A 19,641-nucleotide genomic window follows, 5' to 3' on the forward strand; every position below is an offset into this window, starting at 1 on the left:
CCCCACCCCCGCGAGCAATGGTGATTAATTTGAAGAAAAATGCCGTCGGTGCCCTGCGCTGTCGCTAACGCACCCTACCAAACCTCGTGGCTAAGAGAATTTTATCATAACTGGGTCAGGGCGTAGAAATGGGGTATAATTTTTAGACAATCATCTAGATGAATCGATCAAACTCTACGTTCGATTTGAAGCGGAGACCCCTATGACTAGCTCTGTACAAACCAGTGTGCTTGAATTGGCGAAACAAGGTAACCCGGATGCGATCGCCTTAATCCTCAATCGGCAATTGCAACCGAAAGGCATTAATACCAAGGTCACCTGCAAGGGGGAGACATTAAATTTAGTGCTAGAAGGCGCTCCAGTGCCGTCTAAAGCAGTGTTTGTGAAGGTTTTGACAAATTTCTTCAAAAAACTGGCGATCGCCTCTATCAGCCAAATTAAGGTCTACGGAAAGGACGTAGAGGAAGATCTTCCGGAATGGCAAGAGGTGCTAAAGTTGCCCACAGAGCAAGAAACGGAGACTCTAAAGAGTGCGAAAGAAGGGAAAGTAGGGGCGATCGCCGAAATCCTTAACCGCAACCTCAATCCCAAAGGCTTCACAGCGCTGGTGATGGCTGAAACTCAAGGATTATGGGTAAGTGTAGAATCCTTAAATGGGCCGCCACAAGCTAAGTTAGTAGAGATTTTAGAGAAGTTTTTTCGGCAACTGGGGGTTAGCTCAATTCAAACCGTCACCGTAGTGGGTAAAAAAACGGGGGAAGCGATGCCAGTCTGGGAGCAAACGATTCAGCTTATCGCGGAAACTACCATTATTCCTGCACCAGAAACGGTGATCGCACCCATTCCTAAACCGCAGAAAAAATCCGGTTGGGGTTCCTTCTTTGGAAAAGTCGCCGATGCTGCCACAGGTGCAACGGAAGCCATGGGGAAAGCCACCCAAACCGTTGCTATCCTAGCCGGAAATGCGGGCGATACCATGATTGAAGGAGTGGGTAAAGCTGCCGAAAGTGCAACCGGAACCATGGGAAAAGCCACCCAAACCCTTGCTATCCTAGCCGGAAATGCGGGCGATACCATGATTGAAGCAGTGGGAGGTGCTGCCGAAAGTGCAACCGGAACCATGGGAAAAGCCACCCAAACCCTTGCTATCCTAGCCGGAAATGCGGGCGATACCATGATTCAAGCAGTGGGTAAAGCTGCCGAAAGTGCCAGCAGTGTTCTCATCCAAGCCACGGGAGAAGTGGGTAAAGCAGCCATGGCAACTGGCAATAGTGTCAGTTATGCGGCTGGGGAAACGGGAGAGGCGATCGCCAAAACCACCCTAGACATGGCTAGTAATCTTGGTAACATGGTCTTTCAAACCCCAGATCGCATCAATGACATCCTCAAAATTGCCCATGAAAATCCCTTGATGCAACCCTTCACCCAATTTCTAAAAGGCGACTGGATTTTCAAAATTGTCGATCAAGTCGATGTCGTTCAAGCCAAAGAATCCATTCTGCAACTTCAGTCCCGATTTCCCCAAGAATCCCCCGATCAAATTAGTCATCGCGTCATGGTGCAAAAAGCGCTCTTAGTCGGAGCAACTGAAATCGTCACCAGTCTACCCGGTGCATCCATCCTCATGCTGGCTGTAGACTTAGCCGCCACCACTGCCTTACAAGCCGAAATGGTTTATCAAATTGCCTATGCTTACGGTTTTGACACCGAAGATCCAGCCCGCAAAGGAGAAGTTTTAGCCGTATTTGGATTAGCTTTTGGTGGCGGAAAAGCTGTACAAGCCGGATTAGAATTCTTAAAAGTAACTTCCATAGCCGGTGCAGCCATTAGCGCCAGTGCCAACGCCGCCCTACTCTATGCTTTAGGCTATGCCGCTTGTCGGTTTTACGAGGCTAAATGCAGCCCAATAGTCATGGAAGCTACCTTAGAAACTCTACAAGAAGAAAGCCAGCACTATCTCGAAGCTGCCATCACCCAAGAAACGATTATGGATCGGATTTTAGTCCATATGATTTTAGCGGGCAATCCCGATAAAACCTGGGAAGATTTACTTCCAGAATTAGAACCGATGAATTTTTCTCCAGCCTCCTTAGAAGCGATTAGTCAAAATATTCATAATCCCACTCCTCTAGAAGAATTAATTCCCCAAATTAACCCAGATTTTGCTCTCCCCTTGATGATGCAATGTCAAAAAATGGCAGAACTCGATGGCATTGTTACCCCAGAAGAAGCCCATATTCTGGAATTACTGAGCCAAAACTTTGCCCTGGAAGGGGAAGCACAGCAAGGTTTACTTGAAGATTTAGAAGCGTTATAGGGGAGGAGCAGGAGTCGTAAAACTTTACATTGACTTTATAACCATATAGGTGTCTTGCGTCTAGAATAGGAACCAACTTTTATCTCTCTAACCATCATGAATTCCCCCAAATCCCCACCCATTCCCCCCAACCATCTCAATATTATGGGGTATGTAGACGAGTCGGAAGTTAACGGCCCAGGATGTCGCGCTGTGGTTTGGGTTCAAGGCTGCACCCGCGCTTGTTCGGGTTGTTTTAATCCTGCTTCTTGGTCATTTGAGATTAATCAACTGATTTCAATTGATACTCTAGCTGAAAAAATTGCCAGTAATCCCCACAATCAAGGGGTCACTTTTTCGGGAGGAGAACCGTTTTGGCAGGCTCCAGGGTTGGCGAATTTGGCTCGTCAGCTTAAGGCTAAGGGATTGAATGTGATGTCGTTTACGGGTTTTACTATTGAACAGTTAAGGGCGAAAGGTGCGCCGGAAGGGGCACAAGAGTTACTCGATGAGCTGGATATTTTGATTGATGGCCCCTATGTTGAATCTTTGGCGATTCATTCTCCTACCTCTGCGGTTTCTTCGAGTAATCAGCGCGTCCATATCCTTAATCCAGAGTTTGAAAATGCGATTAGTTGGGCCAGCGATCAAATGGAGATCCATATTCTTAAGGATGGGACTCGGTTAATTACGGGTTATCGCGGCCAGATGGCTCTGACGGAGATTTCCTGAGTTTTTTTGTTACTGATTACTGGTTTAATGAGGACTCGATTTCCTGGCGAAGGCGGTAGAGGATGGCTTGGGAGTCGAGTTGTTGTAAAATTTGGTGGATGATGGTACTGGGCCCTAGGTTACCCCAGGTGCAGCCTTGTTGTAGATAGATGCGGGTGATTTGTCCGACTTGATAGGCTCCGTAACCGGCGATCGCCCCTTGCAAAATGGCTCCGGGTATCCAAGCGCTTAAACTGGCGATTTCTCCGGTTGCTCCGATGACAGTGGCGGCCATTTTCCCCATTCCTAAGAGGAGGGTTGCTAGTTCTCCTAAAATTAAGCCTCCAGAACTCAAAAGCAGGGTTTTCCAGAGTTTTTGCGCTTCGCGATCGGTGAGGGGTAAGCCATATAAGCGACTGAGGGCACGAATCAGGGCTAAATCGGCGATCGCCCCCCCTGGTATGTCTAAGAGGGCGATCGGATTGAGAGCAATGGCTAAGGCTTTGGTGCGAGCATACTGCCAAATGAGAGCTTCTGCCTGTTGATGATGAAGATCGAGGGTTTTTTGGGCAATTTGAGCTTCAGCCCCTTGGCTTTGCACTAAGGCATTCAGAGCAAGGAGCGATCGCCCTTCTCGGTTCAGCACCTGTAAAATTTTTTTCCGTAATTCCTCAATTTGGGGCGCAGGATATTCCCATTCATAACACACTTGCCCATCTGGTAATTCTACCCGTACTTGTCTTGGCATGGGTTCTGCCGCCACTCGCACCATTTCCTCAGTCGTCAGTAATTCGGTCAACTCTTGCGGTTGTCCCAATTGTTGCAGATTGCGACTAATGGCTTCTAAGTCCGGATCGGGATATAAATCGATCTTATTAAACACCAAAATTAAGGGTTTATGGGTATAAGCCAAAAATAGTAAAGCGTCATATTCGGTCTGGGTAATATCTCCCGCTACGACAAACAGAATTAAATCCGCTTCTTGGGCTACTGCTCTGGCCATATCTGCCCGTACTTCTCCGCCAATTTCATCGAGTCCAGGGGTATCGATTAACTCGATTTGCACCTTACTTTGTCCTTGGGGTATCCAACGCACCGATCGCGGCCATTGGGTAACTCCATGAATGGGGCCAGTCGGGAGAATTTTTTGACCCACTAATCCATTTAAAACGGCAGATTTTCCCCGACTCACCAACCCAAAGGCGGCAATGCGAATCACATTTTGATCCAGTTTTTCTAAGTTCGCCTTGAGGATCTTTAGTTCAGGTTGAATGGCCAGGGCCGGGTCTTGGCGCAGCAGGGGGTTATACTGAGCCAGCGATCGGCGAATACTTGCGCGAGCCAAACTGAGGTGATTTTCTTGATGGTTTGATGGGTTACTCAAGGCATCTAGGGTTTAAATTTCAGCGAAGCTCCTGATTATGAAGTTATTTTACCATGATTCTGAGAGAAGCGATCGCACTTTTGAAAATAGATAACGTTCTCGCTTTGACAACTCAATATTTTATGCTATAATAATAAAGCATTTATTTATTTAAAAGTGATTCTTGCCCCTCACATAGTTAGTCTGGATCTAGGAATTTCACGGTGGATCGCAAGGAGTCCTAGGCAAAAACCATAAAAACCATGAAATCTATTCCAAAAATTGGATCTAAAAAAATCCCGCTACAAGTGGTTTTAATTGTCCCTTTCTTACTGCAATTAGTAGGGGTGCTTAGTCTGCTGCAATATTTTGCTTATCAAACCGGTCGGTTGTCTGTCGATGAGTTAGCCAATCGTTTACTAACCAATACCTCCAGAGAAATTAGTCAAGAAATTGGAGATTACATCGCTACTCCTCAACAAGCGCTGAAGGTGAATAAAGAGGCTCTCAGTCAAGATTTTTTTGACTTAGATAATCTTGACTCATTTCGAGCTTATTTTTGGCAACAAATCCGCCTGTCTCCTTCTTTAGGTTCGACTTGGTTTGTGAATGCTGAAGGCGAACAAGTTGGTTATGTAAGGCTAGACTCTCAAGAGTGGGTTGAACAAGCCAAAGCCTTAACCGATGAACCCTTATATAAAGGCATGTTATCCTGGATGCAAACCAACCCTTCTAATCCGGGAAAACGAGAATATTATGCTGTGGATAGCAACGGTGAGCCAAGGAATAAGATTTATGAATTACCAATCAATAATCAGGATTTAGATTGGTATCGGTATGCTCAAAAGGCTCAAGGGCAGAGTTGGTCACCTATTTTTATCTATCGCGTCCTACCCACTTTAGGATTGTTTGCTCTCGCTCCTATTCAGGATCAACAGGGTGAATTTCAGGGGGTCTTTGCCTCTGGTCTAAGTTTATTAGAAATCAGCAAATTTTTGAGTGAATTAGACTTCTCTGAATCGGGTCAAAGTTTGATTTTAGAACGCTCTGGAGAGTTGGTAGCCACTTCTGCTCTAGAAAGCCCTTTTATCCGCTCAGAAGAAGGGGAACCCCGGCGGTTAAAAGCAACAGAAAGTAATCACGAACATACCCAGGCGATCGCTTTGGCACTGCAAGAGCATTGGGGGAGATTGAATACTATACAGGAGGCTCAAACCTTAGCTCTAAAAATTAATGGTGAAAATGAGTTTGTGCAAATTACTCCTTATCAAGATGAGTATGGACTGGATTGGTTGATTGTAGTCTCGATTCCCGAATCCGATTTTGCGGCTAAAATTAATGCTAATCAGAAACGCACTTTACAATTATCGGCGATCGCCCTGGTGATTGCCATAGGAACCGGAACCCTAACCTCACGGATGATTGCCGATCCAATTAAACGCCTCAGCCAAGAGAGTATCGCTTTAGCTGAACGACGTTGGGAACCCTCCATGAGTAAGGATAGTGCGATCGCCGAAATTTCCCGCTTATCTAACTCTTTCGATCGCACTGCCGAGCAACTTCAGAAGGCTCTACAGGAATCTGAAGAAAAATTTGCTACTATTTTTCGCACTAGCCCCGATCCCATTGCCATTGCTAATCTTTCCGACGGAAAAATCATAGAAGCCAACCAGAGGCAGATTGAGTTCCTAGGATACTCTCGCAACGAAGTAGTTGGTAATACCACATTAGACTTGCAGCTTTGGAAAAATTTGAGCGATCGCAAACATTTTTTACAGCTCCTGCAATTAGAAGGCAGAGTGTCTAATCTAGAAGTACCCATACGAGTAAAATCTGGAGCCATTAAAACAGCACTGGTTTCCGCTCAATTATGCCACATCCAAGGCGAAACCTATGCACTGGTGGTTACCAAAGATATTACAGAGCGCAAACAACTTGAATTAGAGATCCAAGCCTCAGAACAGAAAATTACCAAAATTTTTAACAGCGTCAGTGGTGCGATCACTTCCTTACAAGTCTATCCCGATCGCACCTGGAAAATCCATCAAGTCTCTCAAGGGAGTCAAATCATCTCTGGCTATTGTCCTTGCGAGTTAATCTCCGATCCTTATTTTTGGATTTCTCGTATCTATCCCAGTGATTGGCAACCCCTTCAAGAACAAATTTTTGCCGACATTTTTGCTGGGAAAATGGGAGTCTATGAGTATCGAATTTATGATAAGAGCGGTAAGACAAGATGGATCTCCCAAACCAATAGTTCCACCTGGGATGAAGAGCAACAATGCTGGAATGTAACGATGATTTCCTTAGATGTTAGCGATCGCAAACAGCTAGAATTAGAACTTCAACAAGCCAAAGAAGCTGCCGAAGAAGCCAATCAAGCTAAAAGTACCTTTTTAGCCAATATGAGCCATGAACTTCGCACCCCCCTGAACGCCATTCTCGGCTATCCCCAGCTCTTACTCAATAGTCCTAGTCTTTCTGAACGCGATCGGGAATTTGTCCAAATTATTCAAGACAGTGGAGAATATTTACTCAGCTTAATTAATCAAGTTCTCGATATTTCTAAAATAGAAGCTGGCCATATCACATTTGAGCCTAAAAACTTCCAACTCGCCAGTCTCCTCGAAAATCTTCAAGTTATGTTCGCCTCCAAAGCAAACAAAAAAGGATTAGTCTTAAACATTCACAGCCACACCAATATTCCTGAAATTCTAAATACTGATGAAACTAAACTTCAACAAATTTTAGTTAACTTGCTCAATAATGCCATTAAATTTACCCATCAAGGCTCCGTAACTCTAAAGCTCGACATCCCCCAAAATAATAGTCATCGTTTGTTATTTCAAGTGATTGACACAGGGGTAGGAATTCACCCGGATGAACTTAAGAATTTATTTCAAGCCTTTGTCCAAACTCAAAGTGGAAAAAACAGTCAAGAAGGTACAGGGTTAGGGTTAGTCATCAGTCAAAAATTTGTACAATTACTCGGAGGAGAATTAACCGTAGAGAGTCAGCTAGGAAAAGGGACATCCTTTAAGTTTGATATTCCCATTGCCCAAGAATCTAGCCTTTGTAATTTGAATCAAACCGATAACTATGAGCCAGTTAGCCTAGCTCCTAATCAACCCCAGTATCGAATTTTAGTCGTTGATGATAATCAAATCAATCGCCAACTGTTGACAACAATGTTAAATAATTGGGGTTTTCAAGTTGCGGAAGCAGCCGATGGTGAAGAAGCGATCGCACAATGTCAAGCTTGGCAACCAGATTTGATTTTTATGGATATGAGAATGCCTAAACTCAGTGGGGAAAAAGCAACAGAAATGATCCGCCAGCAAATGCCAGATCATCCCGTAGTTATTATTGCTGTAACTGCAAGTGCTTTTGCCGAAAACCAGAGCCAGATTTTAAGCTTAGGCTGTAATGATTTTATTGGTAAACCCTTTAAACCGGATCGGATTATTGCCAGTCTAAAACAACATCTCCATACTCAATTTGTCTCTATATCCACTGACCAAAACTCAATCTCTGCCATTCCCTCATTAAGCGTAGAACAACTGCGCCATCTGCCTCAAAAATGGCGTACCCACTTCCAAGAAGCTATTATCACTGGAGATATAGACTATTTGTTACAGCTCATTATTGAACTTCACGAGATCGATCCGAAACTAGCTCAACGTTTAGAACTTTTAGCAGATGCTTATGAATTTGAGGAATTATATAAGCTTGTTGATGAAATTGAGAAAACCTAGTTAGAATGAAGATTAAGTATCCCTATAATCCCGATCAAATTCAAAGTTAAATCTCATGCTAAACCGACGAAAATTACTAACTTATATGGTCGCTTCAGGTGGCACAGTGCTGCTCAGTCAATGTAACCGCAGTAACCGCAGAATCATTAGCCAAGGGCCAGCTATGGCGAATACCCATATCAGTCAAGATGGATTATTATCTGTGGATATGGTTGCACAAGAAACGCCGATGCAGCTAGGTAGAAATAAGCTGATACAATGGGGATATAATGGACAAATTCCTGGGCCAAAACTAGAAGTAAAACCGGGCGATACGATTAAAATCAATTTTCAGAATCAATTAACCCAACCCACTAATCTCCATTATCATGGCTTGCATATTCCGCCGACCGGAACGGCGGATAATGTGTTTATTTCGGTTTCTTCTGGAGAACAATTTAGCTATGAATTTACTCTGGCTGAAAATCATCCTTCCGGGACTTTTTGGTATCATCCCCATCACCATGGGCAGGTGGCAGAACAGGTATTTAAGGGATTGGTGGGTTTGTTAATTGTGCGGGGAGAATTAGACGAAATTCCAGAAGTTAAAGCAGCTTCTGAACAGTTTTTAGTGATTAAAGACTTTACCGCTAATCCCAATCCTAATCTCTTACCCGGAGCCATCATGTTAGGACGAGAAGGAGAATTAGTGACGGTGAATGGGCAAATTAAACCTGATTTTTCGATTCCTGCCCAAGGTTTGGTACGCTTACATTTGTTGAATGCATCGAGTTCTCGCTTTTATCGTTTATCCTTAGCGGAGCATCCCTTTTATTTAATCGCTACGGATGGGGGCGCAATTTCTGAACCGGTAGAATTAAAGGAGTTACTATTAGCACCAGGAGAACGAGTGCAGGTTTTAATTAAAGGCGATCGCCCTCCATCCCAGTATACGTTATCGAGTTTACCCTATGACCGGGGAACTGTGGGTATGATGGGCCATATGGGATTATCTTCTAGCAGTAGCCAAACTGAGGCGATCACCACTTTTAAGTATACCGAAGCTGTTACCCCCATACCCCTGCCCAAAACCCTGATTCCGATTAAACCCTTACCCGAAACTCAAACCCTGCGCCAGTTTGTCCTTAATCATGGCATGACTCCCGGAATGGGTATGGTATTTTTGATTAATAATCAAGCCTTCGATCACCAACGGATTGATATTCAAGCTCCCTTAAATCAAATTGAAGACTGGGAAATTATCAATCAAGGAGCCATGGATCACCCCTTTCATATCCATGTCAACTCCTTCCAAGTGATCAGCCGTAATCAAATCCCTGAACCCCTTGTAGCCTGGAAAGATGTAGTTAATGTGCGTCGTGGAGAAACCGTGCGTTTGCGGATGCAGTATCAAGATTTTGTGGGTAAAACGGTTTACCACTGTCATATTCTCGATCATGAAGATCGAGGCATGATGGGTATGTTAGAAATCTCAGACAAGGAAGCTAAACCCATCGGATCATCTGCACTCGATAGCGCTCCTTTTTCGTGATCGCCATATCCTTGACTTCTAAGCGTCCCTTTCCGCGAATAGCGATTAAATCTCCCGGTTTTACGGTATAACTGGCTTGGGTAATCTCTTTCCAGTTCACCCGCACATCCTTCGTTTCAATCATCTGCACCATTTTACTACGGGAGACGCGGAAGCCAGCCGAGGCGATCGCATCTAAACGCATCGAAGCTTCCACTGTTGTCATTTCTTGGCGCTTCGGTTCTCTTACCTTCAACTCCCCCCGATCAATGGCTTCAGTTTTCACCGGAACCGAGCGCACCTGAGTTAAATTCATCTGCAAAAATTCCACCAATTCCGGAACCACAATGACTTGCGCTCCTCGTTCCCCCAAAACAATCACATCTCCCGTTTTTTCTCGCACAATTCCTGTGCCCAACATTGACCCTAAAAAGTCGCGATGATTTGCTGTGTCAAACAGAAAATTTCCCGCAATTTCTAATACTGAAACTTCTACATTCTCTATCTCTAGGGGAACCTCTTCTCGCGCAATCCCTAACCGTTTTCGTTCCGCTTGGGGATAGCCACCCCAAGCCACTAGATGCACTTCCGTTAACCCCTTAAACACCATTTCACATTCCGCTAAAACCGCAGGAGATAAAAAATCGGTCATCACCACTTCCCAAGTTTTGATCGCTCGTTCTGCCCGATCCAGAATTTGGGACATTTCTTCTCGATGTTCAACGCCTTTGAGCAGATCCGCTTTAGGTAGCATAATAGGAATTAACGTTAATATTTTAAGTTGGGTAGGGGTTTGCGCCAGGTTCCCAGATTCAGTCCGAGAAACTGGTGAATGTGGTTAACCGTTTGCATTTGTTCCTGGGAATTGGGCTGAATTCCCAGATGCAAGGGAAACGATTGACCATTATTTAAGATTAACATAATTTGGTATCTTTGGGAAGCTTGTGCTGACCAACCCAAAGGTTGCAATTGAATATCCCAGATATCGGCTAAGGAATATTCCTGGATAGTCGTTCCTAAAATTCCTTGAGAAACAATCGTCAGGCGATCGCGGGTTTTACTAAAGTTATAGATTTGAGTTTTGCCGTTGGTCAATAACACACCGATTCCGGTGATAATCATCGTCAAATAAAATAGAGGAAGCAGCCAAATATAGAGTATCCAGGAAGCTAAGAAGCTGGCTACGATCAAAAAAATAGGAAAGCCGAAAATAACACTTATAATTATCATCCACAGCTTATAAGGACGATTGCGAAACTTGAGTTCAGTGGCTGTGTTTTCTAAAATAACCATGATATTCACCCGATTTTATATGAACGTGAGAAACCGGATCTCTTGAAGAAATTCGGTTTCTCAGAATCTTAAGAATTACTAGAACTAGACCGAAGGGAAAGATCGGCGTAATCTTGTTGTGTTTTGACCGCTTTCAAGGCTTGATGGCGTAACTGATCGCCGATTTGGAATTTTCTCAATTGAACTCGCGTTACTTTAACCCCCCAAGGTTCTGTGGCTATATCTAATTTTTGTACTAGAGTTTCATTGAGCCGATCCCGTGCAGTAAATAAATCATTGAGATTAATCAGGGCAATTTCAGTGCGAATATTGATTTCGATTAAATCAACCACCGCTTGACGCAAATTTTTGACTTTATAGCAGGATTTTTCTAGATCCAGGATTTGCCAATACACGACCATATCTACTGTGACTGCAATATGCTCTCTGGTCAAGCATACCAAAGGCTTCATATCTAAGGATTGTTCCCGTAGGGTTTCTTGATAGGAAACTTGTTCAAAAAAAGGCACTAAGAAAGTCAGTCCAGGTTGTAGTTTTTTACCATTATATCGACCGAGATGTTCAACTAGGGCTTGATCCCCTTGCTTGATGACTTTCATACTAGCAGCGAGAGAGGTTCCACTTAAGGCAAAGAACAAGAACATGAACCATTGGTATAAGAAGACTTCCATGATTAAACTCCTAAAAAAGTTGAAGGTACAAAAAACAGACTTAGCGATCGAAGAAGTGATTGGGAACAACAATTAAGGTGTTGCCTTCTCGGCGAAGAACATAGACTTTAGTATGGGCAGGAATGGCTTGATGACTATTTTCAGCACAGGCAGACCAAGAATTGCCTTCAAATCGAACTCGACCCATTTCTCCGACAGGGATTTCTGTGAGGGTAATGGCTTCTGTTGTTTCAAATAAACTGGATGTTTTTTTCTGATTAAATAGAGGTCTAATCCACAATGTACAAGCGCCAGATAGGGACATCCAATAGATGATTTGTAAGTTACTGGGAATGTGGTAAAAGACGTTGCTCCGCCAGAGCAAGAAGGCAACAATGAAGGCGCAAATTCCCATAATTAAGGGCATGAATTTAAAGGCTTTAGGAACAGTTTTGGGTAATAAGAGTTCGCTCGATCCAAGAATCACTCCAACAACGGCCCAAATGATGGCGGGATGGAGTGGGGAAACGGCTTGAGTTGCTAATAAAATTTGCGTGGTTAGCATGTTTACCTCCCCTTGTGGTTAGGGTGTTATCAGGCGATCGCCCCCAGATACGGCAATTTGTTACAAAACTTCACAATCTATCCAACTCAATTAAGACCCAAGGATTGACAAATCCCAATTCACCTTAAAGAATTGGAAGTTGACCCCCGGTAACCAGTGATTGGTAACTGATAGCGATAACCTATGACCTATTCTGAGATCTCTGCCCAACCTTCCCTTCTCGAACTCGCGAAGGAAGGTAACCCCCAAGCCATCACTTACTGGATGAATAGCTTACTTGCGCCTCAAGGGGTTTCTGTGCAGGTGAACCAATCCACCGATCAATGGCTCAATGTTCAAGTTGATTTTCATCATCCCAGACGCAAGGATCAATGCTTAAATCTGCAACAGCGTTTGGTGCGGTTTGTCTGCTATCGTCTGTGGACTCTGAACTCATCCACCATTCACCATGTGAGAATTGTTGCTAGACAAGCAGGCGATCGCCGCATCCTCTGGAAACAAGCAGTACGAATTCTTACCCCTGCCAGCGAAGGGATTATTGCCCTACCCCCAGCAGCCACAAGCCCAGACTCGACCAGCTCGCCCTTCCAATTTGGGCTGATGCGTACTCTCTTCCTCAGTCGCTTAACAGCAGCAAGTTTTATTCTTTCCTGTTGGTGGTTTTACGCACAACTGATCAATGCCCATTGGATTAATCAAAATAGATTCGCCGCCTCACCACCGGTTCCCCCCGATCCCGCTCCTACCCTGTCGGCAAGTCCAGAAGCTTCACCGGTTCCCATTGCTCGCCCCCCCAAACTTGAACCCTCTTTCAAAGTGATAGAAGTTCCAGAACCATTTCGCGGCAAAGTGATTCATAAGGCTGAGGCTTTAGCCATGCCCAAAGTGATCGCTTTAACCTTTGATGATGGCCCTTGGCCGAAAACAACGGAACAGGTTTTAGATATTCTCAAGGAACATGAAATTAAAGCGACATTTTTCTGGGTAGGACAGCATTTGCAACTCTATCCCCAAATTGCTAAAAAAGTGGCTGATGCCGGTCATGCACTGGGCAATCATACCCAACATCACTACACCCATACCGTTGGCGCACAAACCGCCGCCCAGGAAATCGAGTCTACCAGCAAACTGATTTTTGACACCACAGGGATTAAAACCAAGCTATTTCGCCCTCCAGGAGGCAATCTAGAGAGCGGTTTAGCCGATTATGCTGCATCTAAAGGCTATGGAATTATGATGTGGTCGGCAGACTCGGAAGACTATTATGTATCTACCCCAGTATTGATTGATAAAGTTTTAAAAGCGGTTAGCCCTGGGGGAATTGTGCTGTTGCATGATGGAGGAGGCGATCGCCGCAATACCGTAGAAGCCCTACCCCAAATTATCACCACCCTCAAACAACAGGGCTATCGGTTCGTCACCGTTCCCGAATTGTTAGAAATTGAAGCCAAACAAACCCCATTCAATCAGACAGAAGAAGAAGGGAATAGGGAATAGGGAATAGGCAACAGGCAACAGGGAGTTCTCCCCATCTCCCCATCTCCCCATTCCCCCATTCCCCTATCTCCCCCATTTTTTTAATCTGATTTTAGTTTTAATTTAACCATAAAATATTGAACTTTTAATCTTTGCAGGTAACAAAATTCAGTACGATGCAGGCAGTTTTGTCTTAGGAATCGATAATGGCAATAGAATTAAAGGTAATTGGCAGATACTCATCGGGAGTAATCAACCAGAGCGCTGCGGAAATCGTAGCCCACGATCCGGGAACGCAACGCCTGTTTGTAGTCAATGCTCAGAAAGCAGCCGTTGATGTTCTGAATATCAGCGATCCCACCAACCCAACTCTAACGTCAACCCTAAACGTCAATACCATAGGTGCAGCAGCCAATAGCGTCGCGGTGGCGAATGGAGTAGTTGCCGTTGCCGTAGAAAAGGCAGACAAAGTAAACCCAGGTGCAGTTGCTTTTTTTGACACTAATGGCAATTTTCTCAACTCGATTGCCGTAGGTGCGCTGCCCGATATGGTCACCTTCACTCCGGATGGCAAGAAAGTTCTGGTTGCCAATGAAGGGGAACCGGGGAGTACAGACCCGGAAGGCTCGATTAGTATTATTAATATCTCTGGTGGGGTGGCAAGCGCGACCGTACAAACGGCAGCTTTTACGACCTTCAATGGGCAAGAAGCCAACCTGCGAAACCAAGGGGTGCGGATATTCCCCAATAAAACCGTTGCCCAAGATATGGAACCGGAGTATATCGCGGTTTCGCCCGATGGAAGTACGGCGTTTGTGACGCTCCAGGAAAATAATGCGATCGCCAAAGTGAATATCGCCAGTGCTACCGTCGAAAGGATCATCCCCTTGGGTTTGAAAGATCACAGTCTTTCCCGAAATCGCTTGGATGCCAGCGATCGCGACAGTGCTATGAACAATGGCATTAACCTGAAAAACTGGCCAGTATTCGGCATGTATATGCCCGATTCCATCGCCTCTTTTGAAGCCAACGGTCAAACCTACTATGTCACTGCCAATGAAGGAGACGATCGCGGTGAAGATAAAAGGATTAAAGACTTAACCTTAGATCCTACCGCATTTCCCAATGCCGCCGACCTCCAGAAAGACGAACAACTCGGACGCTTAGGCGTTTCCACGGTTGATGGCGATACCGATGGTGATGGCGACACCGATCGCCTGTTTGCCTATGGCGCTCGCTCGTTTTCCATTTGGAACCAATCAGGTACTCTGGTTTATGACAGTGGTGACGATTTCGGGCGCATCACCTCCGAGCAGGTTCCCACCCTGTTTATAGCGCTTCGCGCTGGTCTATTTACAAATACTGGAATGCTGCGTCTGCTGCTTTATGAATATTATAGTCATGAAGAGGCAACTCTTTTCTAATTGCTGTCTTTACTTTTTGCCACCAATGTTCAATTGGGTTTAAGTCAGGAGAGTAGGTAGGCAAAAACAGCAATTCACATCCCGCTTTTTCAATTAGTTCTCTAATTTTACGGGAGTTATGGAAAGGAGCATTATCCATAATAATTACCTGACCTTTTTCCACCTCTGGCAATAAACATTTTTCCAACCAAGTCTCGATCACCTTGGCTGTGCAATATCCTTGATATACCATCGGAGCCAAGATTTTTCCGTCACATAAAGCGCCGATAATACTTAATCTATCTTGGCGTTTTCCGGGTCGCATACTATATATAGCAGTGAAAGGGAGAGTTAGGACATAATATAAAGATGAAGTTAGCGATCGTGAGATGATGCCATCAGCTTATAGTATAGACCTAAGACATAAAGCCGTAGGGGCCTATGATAGAGGAGAGCGTAAGAGCGATGTGTGTAAAACATTTGACATCAGTCGCAACACCTTAGACCTGTGGCTTAAACGTCGGGAGGAAAGGGGGAACGTGGCTCCTGTGACCTACCGTAGAGGGCCAAAACCGAAAATCAATGACCTGAAAGAGTTTGAAGGGTTTGCCAAAGAAAATGGACATCTAACTCAACAAGAAATGGCCCAGAAGTGGCCAAGTCGAGTAAGTAGAGTGCTGATAGGACAAGCACTTAAGAAAATTGAGTTTACGCGAAAAAAAAACATACCTGTACCAAGAGAGGAAGGAAAAAGACAGAGCAGAGTTTATAGAGAAGCTCAAAGGGTATGCCCAAGAGAGATTAGTATATGTGGATGAAGCGGGTATAGATGATACCATAGATTATCCTTACGGTTACTCTCATAAATCCCAAAGATATGTAGCAGAGAAATTAGGACATCGGCAGAAGAGAATTAGTGTGGTTAGTGGGTGGAGACAAGGAGAGATTATCGCCCCAATGATATTCGAGGGTTACTGCAACAGCCAAGTGATCTGTAAATGGGTAAAAGAGTTCTTAGTACCTGAATTAATACCGGGGCAGATGGTAGTGATAGATAATGCCAGTTTCCATCCTCAAGCAAAAATCAAGGAATTAGTGAGTCAGGCCAGATGTGAGGTGATATTTCTACCCACTTATTCCCCGGATTTGAATAAAATTGAACACTTTTGGGAGCGCTTGAAGAAAGAGGTTGGAAAACTTAAGCACAAGTGTGAGTCTCTTTATGATGCGATCATAGAAGCTTTTAAGATTCTGTCCTAACTATCCCTTTCTTTGCTATAGAAAAGAGTTGCCTCTTCATGACTATAATATTCATAAAGCAGCAGACGCAGCATTCCAGTATTTGTAAATAGACCAGCGCGAAGCGCTATAACAACGCTCAGAGGGACTTTCTTACTCATTACTCATGACTTACAGCGTTTCGCGCCCTCTGTGGGGGAATGGGGGAATGGGGGAATGGGGGAATGGGGGAATGGGGGAATGTAGGGAGCAAGATGCTCCCACTCCAGTAATACCAAAGGATTGAGGGAGTTCGGGCATCTTGCCCGCTAGTTTAACTCATTTTCATGTCCGCTTGCGGAAACCGGACTTGATGTTACTGGATTTTAAATATCCAAGTCAGCGAGGTTTAATTTGGGCCCGTAGGCTTCAATGAACTCGCGACGGGGAGCGACACGATCGCCCATTAACACCGTGAAAATACGGTCAGCTTCGGCTGCATCTTCGATTTCAACCCGTTTCATCATCCGAGTTTCCGGGTTCATGGTGGTATCCCACAACTGCTGAGGCATCATTTCGCCCAACCCTTTGAACCGTTGGATGTTGTAATTGGCGTTATCGGGAAATTGGCGAATCTGCTCTTGTAATTCGCGATCGCTATAACAATAGTAGTGCCGTTTGCCGCGCTCTAACTTATACAAGGGAGGACAAGCAATATAAATATAGCCCTGGTCTACCAAATCCCTTTGATAGCGATAGAAAAAGGTTAACAAGAGGGTGCGAATATGGGCCCCATCCACGTCAGCATCGGTCATAATCACCACCCGATGGTAGCGCAATTGCTCTGGATTAAATTCTTCTCCTTTAATGCCCAAGCCCAAGGCTGTAATCAAGGATTGAACCTCATTATTTTTGTAGATCTTGGCATCATCGGTTTTCTCGATATTCAAGATTTTACCGCGTAAGGGCAGAATCGCTTGAAAGCGGCGATCGCGTCCCTGTTTGGCTGAACCGCCTGCACTATCTCCCTCCACCAAGAAAATCTCTGATTCTGCGGGATCTCTGGAACTACAATCGGCTAATTTACCCGGTAATGTTGAGCTTTCCAACACCGACTTCCGGCGCACCAATTCCCTCGCCCGACGAGCGGCTTCTGCGGCATTAAACGCCTGAATTGCCTTTTCTAGAATGGCATCTCCAACGGCGGGGCGAAACTCCAAAAACTCATTCAAATACTCGCCCACCAGGGAATCTACAATGCCTCGGACTTCCGTATTTCCCAGTTTCGTTTTCGTCTGCCCTTCAAATTCCGGATCGGGAACCTTGACGGAAACCACACCGGTTAAGCCTTCGCGGATATTTTCCCCTGCGAGGTTAGCATTATTATCCTTCAGCTTATTCCGCTTGCGGGCGATCGCATTCAGCGTCCGCGTCAGCACCGTTTTTAAACCTTCCAAATGGGTTCCCCCATCAATGGTGCGAATATTATTAGCAAAACCCAACAAATTATCGGAATAGGCATCGGTACACCACTGAAGCGCCACCTCCACCTGCACATCATTTTTCTCGGCATTCATATAAATGATTTCTTCATGCAGAGGGGTTTTTTCCCGATTAATATAGGCCACATATTCTTGAATGCCCCCATCATACTTGTAGCTTTCAATTTTTTCTGGGGTTAATCGGCGATCGGAAAAGGTAATTTTCACCCCAGCATTCAGATAGGCTAACTCCCGCAACCGACGGGCGATGGTATCATATTCAAACTCAATTCCGGTGGTAAAAATCTGCTCATCCGGGCGAAACTGAACTGATGTTCCTGTACGCTCTTCTTCCTGCTTTGTCTTCACCAACTCGGTCACTGGAACACCCCGTTCATAGCGTTGGATGTGGCGTTCTTTTTCCCGATAAACCGTAACTTCTACCCATTCTGAAAGGGCATTCACCACGGAAATTCCCACCCCGTGCAACCCTCCAGACACCTTATAGCCACCACCCCCAAACTTACCGCCTGCGTGCAATACAGTCATTACCGTTTCCAAAGCGGACTTCCCTGTGCGAGGATGGATATCGGTGGGAATTCCTCGCCCATCATCAGCAACGGAGACGGAGCCATCAGCGTTGAGGTCAACTTCAATGTGGGTGCAATACCCGGCTAGAGCCTCATCAATGGAGTTGTCTACCACCTCGTACACTAGATGATGGAGTCCTCTAGGGCCGGTTGAACCGATATACATTCCGGGTCGTTTCCGAACGGGTTCCAATCCTTCGAGGACTTGAATCTGTTCGGCGCTGTAACTGCTGGTCATGTGAAGCTATCTCCTGGTGTACGGGCTATGAATGACCCGATGAGCTAGTAAACGACAAAATACTCCAAAATTCTAGCACAAAAGGGTTGGAGAGGGTAATAAGGCAGTTTTGTAAGAACTTTATTAGGGGGATGCACCCAGTGAAACCAGCACTGATTGTCATTTGCGGGCCAACGGCTACGGGAAAATCGGGTTTGGCGATCGCCTTGGCAAAGCACTTACAGACGGTGATTCTAGGGGCTGACTCCCGGCAAATTTACCGCGAGTTTGACATCGGTACAGCCAAACCGTCACTGAGGGAACTGGGGCAGGTTCCCCATTATCTGATTAATATCTGCAATCCACAAGACCTATTTACGGTGGCTGAGTATCAAGAGCAAGCCCAGAGCCTAATTGAGCAATTTCAAAACCAAGGTAAAATCCCCCTCTTGGTGGGGGGAACGGGGTTATACATTCGCTCGATTATTGCGGGAATGAAGATTCCGAGGGTTGCACCTCAGCCGAAATTGCGATCGCAACTTCAGAGCCTTTCCCAACCCCAATGCTACACCATGCTGCAACAAGTCGATCCCCAAGCGGCTGCCAAAATCCATCCTAACGATCAAGTGCGTACCCTGCGTGCCCTAGAAGTTTACTATGTTACGGGCATTCCCATTTCCGAGCAACAGGGCGAAAACCCACCCAGTTATGCCATTATGCAAATTGGTTTAGACTGTTTTCAATCAGAACATCTGCAACAGCGAATTGCTCAACGCACCGCTAAAATGATTGAGGATGGCTTAGTCGAAGAGGTCAAAACTCTCTGTGAGAAATATGGCTCAGACTTGCCCTTACTCGACACTTTAGGCTATCGAGAAATCAAGCAATATTTAGCCGAAGAAATTGATTTAGAAAAGGCTGAAGAATTAACCCTTCTCCATACCCGTCAATTTGCCAAACGCCAGCGCACCTGGTTCCGAGCCAATGGGCAGATTCAATGGTTTGATTCCGAAGATCCAGAGTTAGTAAACCAAGCCATCAACTGGATAGAAATATCAAGCATTGGATGATATAACTCTAGGGATCTGTTAACCTAAATCATTCAGCCTCTTT

The 19,641-nt window shown here is 45.1% G+C and carries 16 protein-coding genes; 9 read left to right on the forward strand and 7 right to left on the reverse strand.

Annotated elements, in window-relative coordinates:
* The first annotated feature begins 202 nt into the window (after positions 1-202).
* Positions 203-2,317, forward strand: a complete 2,115-nt coding sequence (locus AC3FZD_RS08320; protein ID WP_488739685.1) for an EcsC family protein — start codon at positions 203-205, stop codon at positions 2,315-2,317.
* 96 nt (positions 2,318-2,413) lie between these two features.
* The gene (locus AC3FZD_RS08325; RefSeq protein WP_488739686.1) at positions 2,414-3,028 is read left to right on the forward strand and encodes a 4Fe-4S single cluster domain-containing protein; all 615 of its coding nucleotides are present in this window, start codon (positions 2,414-2,416) and stop codon (positions 3,026-3,028) included.
* Between the two features lie 16 nt (positions 3,029-3,044).
* Here AC3FZD_RS08325 and AC3FZD_RS08330 read toward each other — a convergent pair whose 3' ends face one another.
* Entirely contained in the window at positions 3,045-4,391 is a 1,347-nt protein-coding gene (locus tag AC3FZD_RS08330) for a GTP-binding protein (protein ID WP_488739687.1), read from the reverse strand.
* Positions 4,392-4,633: 242 nt separating this feature from the next.
* On the opposite strand from AC3FZD_RS08330, the gene AC3FZD_RS08335 reads away from it, so the two are divergent.
* Positions 4,634-8,125: an ATP-binding protein gene (locus tag AC3FZD_RS08335; protein ID WP_488739688.1), complete on the forward strand. Its 3,492-nt coding sequence runs from the start codon at positions 4,634-4,636 to the stop codon at positions 8,123-8,125.
* Positions 8,126-8,180: 55 nt separating this feature from the next.
* Complete coding sequence (locus tag AC3FZD_RS08340; protein WP_488739689.1) at positions 8,181-9,656, forward strand: multicopper oxidase family protein; 1,476 nt, start codon at positions 8,181-8,183, stop codon at positions 9,654-9,656.
* On the opposite strand, the gene AC3FZD_RS08345 is transcribed toward AC3FZD_RS08340, so the two are convergent.
* From AC3FZD_RS08345 to AC3FZD_RS08360, 4 genes are all read right to left on the reverse strand, one after another.
* The gene (locus AC3FZD_RS08345; protein ID WP_488739690.1) at positions 9,610-10,389 is read right to left on the reverse strand and encodes a photosystem II electron transport protein, Sll1252 family; all 780 of its coding nucleotides are present in this window, start codon (positions 10,387-10,389) and stop codon (positions 9,610-9,612) included. The genes AC3FZD_RS08340 and AC3FZD_RS08345 overlap by 47 nt on opposite strands.
* 14 nt (positions 10,390-10,403) lie before the next feature.
* Positions 10,404-10,928 (reverse strand): hypothetical protein, encoded by a 525-nt coding sequence (locus tag AC3FZD_RS08350; protein ID WP_488739691.1) that lies wholly within the window; start codon positions 10,926-10,928, stop codon positions 10,404-10,406.
* Positions 10,929-10,996: 68 nt separating this feature from the next.
* Positions 10,997-11,599 carry an SPFH domain-containing protein gene (locus tag AC3FZD_RS08355; protein WP_488739692.1) on the reverse strand — a complete coding sequence of 201 codons (603 nt, stop codon included), beginning with the start codon at positions 11,597-11,599 and terminating at the stop codon, positions 10,997-10,999.
* 40 nt (positions 11,600-11,639) lie between these two features.
* On the reverse strand, positions 11,640-12,143 hold the full coding sequence (locus AC3FZD_RS08360) for an NfeD family protein (protein WP_488739693.1): 504 nt from the start codon (positions 12,141-12,143) through the stop codon (positions 11,640-11,642).
* A 183-nt stretch (positions 12,144-12,326) separates the two neighbouring features.
* On the opposite strand from AC3FZD_RS08360, the gene AC3FZD_RS08365 reads away from it, so the two are divergent.
* Positions 12,327-13,640 carry a polysaccharide deacetylase family protein gene (locus AC3FZD_RS08365; protein WP_488739694.1) on the forward strand — a complete coding sequence of 438 codons (1,314 nt, stop codon included), beginning with the start codon at positions 12,327-12,329 and terminating at the stop codon, positions 13,638-13,640.
* 185 nt (positions 13,641-13,825) lie between these two features.
* Positions 13,826-15,043: a choice-of-anchor I family protein gene (locus AC3FZD_RS08370; RefSeq protein WP_488739695.1), complete on the forward strand. Its 1,218-nt coding sequence runs from the start codon at positions 13,826-13,828 to the stop codon at positions 15,041-15,043.
* Here AC3FZD_RS08370 and AC3FZD_RS08375 read toward each other — a convergent pair.
* A complete protein-coding gene (locus tag AC3FZD_RS08375; RefSeq protein WP_488739696.1) occupies positions 14,973-15,347 on the reverse strand; it encodes an IS630 family transposase in 375 nt (124 codons plus the stop codon). The two genes, AC3FZD_RS08370 and AC3FZD_RS08375, sit on opposite strands and share 71 nt — an antisense overlap.
* Positions 15,348-15,414: 67 nt before the next feature.
* Between AC3FZD_RS08375 and AC3FZD_RS08380 the strand changes: the two genes are divergently transcribed.
* Positions 15,415-15,840 carry an IS630 transposase-related protein gene (locus tag AC3FZD_RS08380; RefSeq protein WP_488740298.1) on the forward strand — a complete coding sequence of 142 codons (426 nt, stop codon included), beginning with the start codon at positions 15,415-15,417 and terminating at the stop codon, positions 15,838-15,840.
* The gene (locus tag AC3FZD_RS08385; RefSeq protein ID WP_488738481.1) at positions 15,725-16,282 is read left to right on the forward strand and encodes an IS630 family transposase; all 558 of its coding nucleotides are present in this window, start codon (positions 15,725-15,727) and stop codon (positions 16,280-16,282) included. Before AC3FZD_RS08380 ends, AC3FZD_RS08385 begins: the two co-directional genes overlap by 116 nt.
* A 344-nt stretch (positions 16,283-16,626) precedes the next feature.
* Here AC3FZD_RS08385 and gyrB read toward each other — a convergent pair whose 3' ends face one another.
* Positions 16,627-18,549, reverse strand: coding sequence for a DNA topoisomerase (ATP-hydrolyzing) subunit B (gene gyrB, locus AC3FZD_RS08390; protein WP_488739697.1), 1,923 nt, complete (start codon positions 18,547-18,549; stop codon positions 16,627-16,629).
* A 140-nt stretch (positions 18,550-18,689) separates the two neighbouring features.
* Between gyrB and miaA the strand changes: the two genes are divergently transcribed.
* Positions 18,690-19,598, forward strand: coding sequence for a tRNA (adenosine(37)-N6)-dimethylallyltransferase MiaA (miaA, locus tag AC3FZD_RS08395; protein WP_488739698.1), 909 nt, complete (start codon positions 18,690-18,692; stop codon positions 19,596-19,598).
* The last annotated feature ends 43 nt before the right edge of the window (positions 19,599-19,641 follow it).

The sequence above is a fragment of the Roseofilum sp. KMC-1 genome, from assembly GCF_057802075.1.

Coding starts and splice junctions, on each gene's coding strand:
- AC3FZD_RS08360 (WP_488739693.1), bottom strand. CDS start 12,143: ATGCTAACCACGCAAATTTTATTAGCAACTCAAGCCGTTTCCCCACTC.
- AC3FZD_RS08345 (WP_488739690.1), bottom strand. CDS start 10,389: ATGCTACCTAAAGCGGATCTGCTCAAAGGCGTTGAACATCGAGAAGAA.
- AC3FZD_RS08350 (WP_488739691.1), bottom strand. CDS start 10,928: ATGGTTATTTTAGAAAACACAGCCACTGAACTCAAGTTTCGCAATCGT.
- AC3FZD_RS08365 (WP_488739694.1), top strand. CDS start 12,327: ATGACCTATTCTGAGATCTCTGCCCAACCTTCCCTTCTCGAACTCGCG.
- AC3FZD_RS08355 (WP_488739692.1), bottom strand. CDS start 11,599: ATGGAAGTCTTCTTATACCAATGGTTCATGTTCTTGTTCTTTGCCTTA.
- AC3FZD_RS08380 (WP_488740298.1), top strand. CDS start 15,415: ATGCCATCAGCTTATAGTATAGACCTAAGACATAAAGCCGTAGGGGCC.
- AC3FZD_RS08370 (WP_488739695.1), top strand. CDS start 13,826: ATGGCAATAGAATTAAAGGTAATTGGCAGATACTCATCGGGAGTAATC.
- AC3FZD_RS08340 (WP_488739689.1), top strand. CDS start 8,181: ATGCTAAACCGACGAAAATTACTAACTTATATGGTCGCTTCAGGTGGC.
- gyrB (WP_488739697.1), bottom strand. CDS start 18,549: ATGACCAGCAGTTACAGCGCCGAACAGATTCAAGTCCTCGAAGGATTG.
- AC3FZD_RS08320 (WP_488739685.1), top strand. CDS start 203: ATGACTAGCTCTGTACAAACCAGTGTGCTTGAATTGGCGAAACAAGGT.
- AC3FZD_RS08325 (WP_488739686.1), top strand. CDS start 2,414: ATGAATTCCCCCAAATCCCCACCCATTCCCCCCAACCATCTCAATATT.
- AC3FZD_RS08375 (WP_488739696.1), bottom strand. CDS start 15,347: ATGCGACCCGGAAAACGCCAAGATAGATTAAGTATTATCGGCGCTTTA.
- AC3FZD_RS08335 (WP_488739688.1), top strand. CDS start 4,634: ATGAAATCTATTCCAAAAATTGGATCTAAAAAAATCCCGCTACAAGTG.